A 6,280-nucleotide genomic window follows, 5' to 3' on the forward strand; every position below is an offset into this window, starting at 1 on the left:
CAAAAGAACAAATTATTGATTTAAAAGCTTTAATGGGTGATCAATCAGATAATATTCCAGGTGTACCCGGTGTTGGCGAAAAGACAGCGGTTAAATTGCTTAAACAGTTCGGTACGTTAGAGAACATATATGAAAATATTGATGACGTAAGTGGTAAAAAGTTAAAAGAAAACTTAATTAATAATCAAAATGAAGCGTTAATGAGTAAAGAGCTTGTAACTATTAATCAAAACTCTCCAGTGGAAATTTCACTTAAAGACTTAAAGTATGAAGGTTATCAATCACGTGAATTAGTATCAGCTTTTAAAGCTTACGGGTTTCAATCATTAATGGGGCAAGTTGAAGGGGAAGACTCAGAACAAGAGTATGAAGAGATTGATTTTAAAGAATTAAGTGAGTTTGACTTATCGCTCGTAGATGAATCCTATAATATTCTTTATGTTGAAATGTTAGATGATAATTATCACAACAGTAATATTGTTGGATGTAGCTTAGTTAATGAAAAAGGCAATTACTATATTCCTACTGACTTGTTAAAAGACCAAACATTTATTAATTGGCTAGAAGATGAACAATCGCCTAAAACAGTGTTTAATAAAAAACAATTATTAGTCGCATTAAAATGGCGAGGGGTTGAAGTTAAAGGTATTACATTTGATTTGCAACTAGCTGCATATATCGTTAATCCTGCTAGCCACGATGGTGATGTTTCATCAATTGCACATAGTTATGGACTAACAGAAGTGTCTTATGATGAAGAGGTGTACGGTAAAGGTGCAAAACAACAACTACCTAATAAAGAAGTCTATCAAGAGCATATAGTGCGTAAAGGCTTAGTCGGTTTTAAATTAAACGACCTTCTAAAAGACGAGCTAAAACAGAATGAACAAGAAAATCTTTATTACGAATTAGAAATGCCTTTATCAGCTGTTTTAGCAGAAATGGAACATACAGGTGTAAAAGTTGATGTCGATCGATTAGATTCAATGCAAAAAGACCTTAGCAATCGTTTATCAGATATTGAAAAGAAAATCCATAACTTAGCAGGCAGTGAATTTAATATTAATTCACCTAAACAGTTGGGGAAAGTTCTGTTTGAAGACTTAGAGCTTCCTATTATTAAGAAAACTAAAACAGGGTATTCAACTTCAGCTGACATATTAGAAAAGCTACAACATGAACATGAGATCGTTGAGCAAATTTTACACTATCGACAGCTTTCTAAGCTTCAATCGACTTATTTGGAAGGTTTACAGAAAGTTGTTCATGAAGATACACATAAAATTCATACACGATTTAACCAAGTGTTAACTCAAACAGGACGTCTAAGTTCAGTTGAACCTAACTTGCAAAACATACCGATTCGATTAGAGGAAGGACGTCGAATAAGACAAGCCTTTGTACCTTCTGAAGATGATTCGGTCATTTTGGCTGCTGACTATTCACAAATTGAGTTACGTGTATTAGCTCATATTGCTAAAGATGAAAAACTTGTACAAGCATTCAATGAAGGTAAAGATATTCATACGCAAACAGCGATGGATGTATTTGATGTTAAAGAAGATGAAATCGATGATTTAATGCGACGACAAGCTAAAGCGGTTAACTTCGGCATTGTTTATGGCATTAGTGATTATGGTTTAAGTCAAAGTTTAGGAATCACACGTAAAGAAGCTGAGCAATTTATTAATAAATATTTTGAAAGCTATCCAGGTGTTAAAGCTTACATGGATAATATTGTGACTCAAGCTAAAAGAGATGGTTACGTTGAAACCATTATGAAACGTCGCCGTTATTTACCGGAAATTAATAGTCGTAACTTCAATCGTCGTAGCTTTGCAGAACGTACCGCAATGAATTCACCTATTCAAGGTAGTGCAGCTGATATTATTAAACAAGCAATGCTTGATGTTGTTCAAAGTATGGAAGGTACGAACTTGAACGCAACGATGATCCTTCAAGTTCATGACGAATTAATATTCGAAGTGAAAAAATCAGATGTTGAGGCACTTCAAAAATTGGTTAAAGAAGCTATGGAACAAACAATCGAACTATCTGTCCCACTGTTAGTTGATAGCTCTTATGGCAACACGTGGTATGATGCAAAATAAAAAGGGGTAAACGAGACATGCCAGAACTACCAGAAGTCGAAACAGTAAGAAAAACATTAGAACCGATTATCACCGGGAAGACAATTGCAGATATCGATATACGCTATCCTGGAATTATTAAAGAGCCAGGGGATATAGAGCGATTTAAATTTCAAATTAAAGGCCAAACGTTTCGTTCTATTAAACGTTTAGGTAAGTTTTTGTTGTTTTATTTAGACGAGGATGTGTTAATCTCCCATTTACGTATGGAAGGTAAATATGGAGTGTTTAACGAAGCAGATGAAGTAGATGTCCATACACATGTAATCTTTAAGTTAGACGGTGGGCAAGAATTAAGGTATAAAGACGTGCGTAAGTTTGGGACGATGCATTTAAAACCTGTGAAAACAGAATTTAATACACCCCCGATTAATAAGTTAGGTTAGAGCCTTTTAGTGAAGAATTTACAGTCGACTATCTTTACGAAAAACTTCAAAAGACATCTCGACTTATAAAGCCAACATTGTTAGACCAAACAATCGTAACAGGCTTAGGGAATATTTATGTTGACGAAGCATTGTTTAAAAGTCATATCCACCCTGAGAGAATAGCTTCATCAATTTCTTATGAAGAGTGTCACAAGCTTCAAAAAGCAGTTGTAGAAGTTTTAAGTCGAGCAGTTGAAAAAGGTGGAACATCGATTAGGTCTTATTTAAATTCACTTGGTGAAATTGGAATGTTTCAATTAGAATTAGCTGTTTATGATCAAACAGGAGAGCCCTGTGTAGTTTGCCTAAGTCCTATTGTGAAAACAAAAGTAGGCGGAAGAGGTACCCATTTTTGTCCAACATGTCAAGTTATTAGTGATTAAACACAGTATATAAGCTCTTTTCATAAGATATTTTGAACCCTTATGGAAGGAGCTTTTACTGTTGCTTGATTTAATACTCCTGACGTTGTTGCTAAGTTTTGCTGTGAGTTTTGATAGTTTCTTTTTCGGTTTAACGTATCGAGTTAGGTCGATTACTGTAAAACCGTATGCGATATTAATGATAGGTATATTTACGGCGTGTAGCTTTTTACTAGGTGGATGGATCGGTGAACTTGTCATGTTCATCATGCCGTTTATTTCTCATATTTTAGGTGGATTGATCTTTATTGCGATTGGTTCTTGGGTGCTGTGGCAATGGTTACAAGACCAAAAGCAAAAGGTGAAATACTATTATCGGGTTCAAGAAATGACATTAAACATTCGAACAATATGGGAAATTTTGAAGCGACCACAAGTTGCAGACCGCGACAAGTCCGGTTCCATAAGTGGAATGGAAGCAGTCGTTGTCGCTATTGCATTATCTTTAGATTCATTTGCAAGTGGTATTGGTGCTGCCTTTTTTGAGATCCCTGCATTAGCTGTCGCGATCGTTGTTGGTTTATCATCAATGTTTTTCTTAATGTGTGGAATTGGACTTGGAAAATGGATGCATCGTTTTACGTGGGTACACCCACTTTCATTTATACCAGGATTAATACTAATAAGTTTAGGAATCTGGAATTTTATAAGGTAGGCGTTGAACTATGACATTAGTAGTAGGATTAACAGGAAGCATTGCAACAGGGAAATCAACCATATCAAACATGTTTGTACAATGGAGCGTTCCAGTCATAGATGCAGACAAAATTTCAAGAGAAGTTGTTCAAGTAGGTGAAGAAGCCTATGAACAAATCGTTGCCACATTTGGTAGGGAAGTTTTACGTGAAGATGGAACCTTAAACCGTGAAGCGTTAGGTAACATTGTCTTTAAAGATGAAGAAGAACGGAAAAAACTAAATAATATTATGCACCCACAAATACGTAAGAGGATGTTACAAAAACGCGATCAGTATGTCGAAAATAAAGAACCGTTAGTTGTAATGGATATTCCGTTACTATTTGAAAGCGAATTATTTCATTACGTTGATCAAGTATTAGTCGTTTATGTAGATCCAGACATTCAGTTGGACCGATTAACTAAACGTGATGAAATATCAGCAGAGAAAGCATTAGAACGGATAAATTCACAAATTCCTATTACTAAGAAACGAGATCGTGCCGATGCGATAGTGAACAATGGTGGTTCAGTTGAAGAAAGTGAAGAGCAATTAATGGCTATATTAAATCGATGGGGTATAGAAGTTAACACATAATTTTTTGTTTAATTTTAAAAAATTGCCCTCACATTTTATTGCCAATGTGTTATACTAATCTTAAATAAAGATAAAAAAGTATAACATAAAGCGATGAGGGGGCTTTTAAATGAGTGTAACAAAAATTGCAATAAACGGTTTTGGCCGTATCGGTAGAATGGTGTTCCGCCGTGCGATGAAAGACGAGAAAGTAGAAATTGTAGCAATTAATGCTAGCTATCCTTCAGAGACGTTAGCTCATTTAATTAAGTATGATTCAGTACACGGAGCTTATGACGGTTCTGTTGATGTCATAGATGATGAACTTGTGATTGACGGACAAAAAATCGTGAAAGTTTCTAGCCGAAACCCGGCTGAATTGCCTTGGGATGAGTTAAATGTTGATATTGTTGTAGAAGCAACAGGCGTGTTTAACTCAAGTGACAAAGCATCAGCACATATAGAGGCCGGCGCTAAAAAAGTAGTACTTACTGCCCCAGGAAAACCAGCTGACCAAACGATTGTAATGGGTGTTAATGAAGAATCATATGATCCAGAAGAACACCATGTTATTTCGAATGCATCGTGCACGACTAACTGTTTAGCACCAGTAGCTAAGGTGCTTCATGAAAACTTCGGAATTGAAAACGGTTTAATGACGACTGTACACGCATTTACAAATGATCAGAAGAACTTAGATAACCCACATAAAGACTTAAGAAGAGCTCGCGGTTGTACACAATCAATTATTCCGACATCAACAGGTGCTGCTAAAGCAATTAATGAAGTGCTACCAAGCTTAACTGGTAAGTTACACGGAATGGCTCTAAGAGTTCCTACTCCGAACGTTTCATTAGTGGATTTAGTTGTTGATGTTGAGAAAGATGTAACTGAAGAAGAAGTCAACCAAGCGTTTTACGATGCAATGAATCGAGATTTAGATGGGTATTTATCGATTAACAATGATCCGCTCGTTTCCATCGATTATACGACTTCACCATACTCTTCAATTGTTGATGGGTTATCAACGATTGTAATGGAAGACCGTAAAGTGAAAGTTTTAGCATGGTACGATAATGAGTGGGGCTATTCATGCCGTGTTGTGGACTTAGTGAAATTTGTTGGCAATCAGTTATACGTTCATCAATAATACAATCTAAAATAGTGAGTGAAATGATCCCGGTTTATTTCGGGGTCATTTTTTGTTCTATACGTAATAATTGTAAATTTCCTATATGTCTTGGCGATTCCTTCTGTTTTTCTTTATAATAAAATTAGGTAGAATCAACTAAAGATAATGAACTTTTTGTTATAATAAGTAGAATAGTAAATTGAAATATACGTTGAGGTGGCTAATATATGAAATGCCCAAATTGCGACGCTAAAACGACAAAAGTATTAGACTCAAGGCCAATTGACCAAGGTAAATCGATTAGACGTCGTCGTGAGTGTGACGATTGTCAGTATCGTTTCACTACATTTGAACGTGTCGAGGAAATTCCGCTTATTGTCGTTAAGAAAGAAGGGACAAGAGAAGAATTTAATCGTGAGAAATTAAAGCGAGGCTTAATTAAAGCTTGTGAAAAACGCCCAGTTTCATTGGAACAAATTGAACAAGTCGCTTTTGAAGTAGAGAAAGATTTAAGAGATCAAGGTAATTCAGAGATTTTAAGTCAAGATATTGGTGAACATATTATGGACCGTTTAGCTGAAGTGGACGAAGTCGCTTATGTTCGTTTTGCATCGGTTTATCGACAATTTAAAGATATTAATGTCTTTATGAAAGAATTACATGATATGATTAACCGTACAAAGAATAGCTAGATTAAAAGAAGGGAGTGGTGATTGTGCAAGAACGGATGAAGCATTTGCTACCTAATGACCAACTCAAGATTATTAAACAAACAACATTTTTTGAAGATGCTGACTCTGTTTTAACCTTACTTTATCAACCTCTAATTGGTATGGAAAGTGTATCAGTGTTCCAAGCTCTATGGCGTGAAGCTGACTCTAGTTCCTCACAATCG

The 6,280-nt window shown here is 35.6% G+C and carries 5 protein-coding genes and 2 pseudogenes; all 7 read left to right on the top strand.

What is annotated here, in order from left to right:
• A partial coding sequence (gene polA / locus A194_RS0113920) for a DNA polymerase I (RefSeq protein WP_017187424.1) occupies nucleotides 1-2,111 on the top strand: 2,111 nt, incomplete at its 5' end.
• A gap of 17 nt (nucleotides 2,112-2,128) precedes the next feature.
• Nucleotides 2,129-2,961, top strand: a pseudogene (mutM, locus tag A194_RS18600) (DNA-formamidopyrimidine glycosylase).
• A gap of 61 nt (nucleotides 2,962-3,022) precedes the next feature.
• Nucleotides 3,023-3,655 (top strand): sporulation membrane protein YtaF, encoded by a 633-nt coding sequence (gene ytaF, locus A194_RS0113930; RefSeq protein WP_017187427.1) that lies wholly within the window; start codon nucleotides 3,023-3,025, stop codon nucleotides 3,653-3,655.
• Nucleotides 3,656-3,665: 10 nt separating this feature from the next.
• Nucleotides 3,666-4,274, top strand: a complete 609-nt coding sequence (gene coaE, locus A194_RS0113935) for a dephospho-CoA kinase (RefSeq protein WP_017187428.1) — start codon at nucleotides 3,666-3,668, stop codon at nucleotides 4,272-4,274.
• 109 nt (nucleotides 4,275-4,383) lie between these two features.
• Nucleotides 4,384-5,403 carry a glyceraldehyde-3-phosphate dehydrogenase gene (locus tag A194_RS0113940; RefSeq protein ID WP_017187429.1) on the top strand — a complete coding sequence of 340 codons (1,020 nt, stop codon included), beginning with the start codon at nucleotides 4,384-4,386 and terminating at the stop codon, nucleotides 5,401-5,403.
• Nucleotides 5,404-5,612: 209 nt separating this feature from the next.
• Complete coding sequence (nrdR, locus tag A194_RS0113945; RefSeq protein WP_017187430.1) at nucleotides 5,613-6,077, top strand: transcriptional regulator NrdR; 465 nt, start codon at nucleotides 5,613-5,615, stop codon at nucleotides 6,075-6,077.
• A gap of 23 nt (nucleotides 6,078-6,100) precedes the next feature.
• Nucleotides 6,101-6,280: pseudogene (locus A194_RS0113950) on the top strand (Replication initiation and membrane attachment protein); the annotation flags it as partial.

Origin of the sequence: Alkalibacillus haloalkaliphilus C5, from assembly GCF_000269905.1 — a bacterium.
GTDB classification, from domain to species: Bacteria; Bacillota; Bacilli; order Bacillales; family Alkalibacillaceae; genus Alkalibacillus; species Alkalibacillus haloalkaliphilus_A.

Bases quoted from the DNA above. Each gene is read 5' to 3' on its own strand.
- A194_RS0113940 (WP_017187429.1), top strand. From the start codon at position 4,384: ATGAGTGTAACAAAAATTGCAATAAACGGTTTTGGCCGTATCGGTAGA.
- coaE (WP_017187428.1), top strand. From the start codon at position 3,666: ATGACATTAGTAGTAGGATTAACAGGAAGCATTGCAACAGGGAAATCA.
- nrdR (WP_017187430.1), top strand. From the start codon at position 5,613: ATGAAATGCCCAAATTGCGACGCTAAAACGACAAAAGTATTAGACTCA.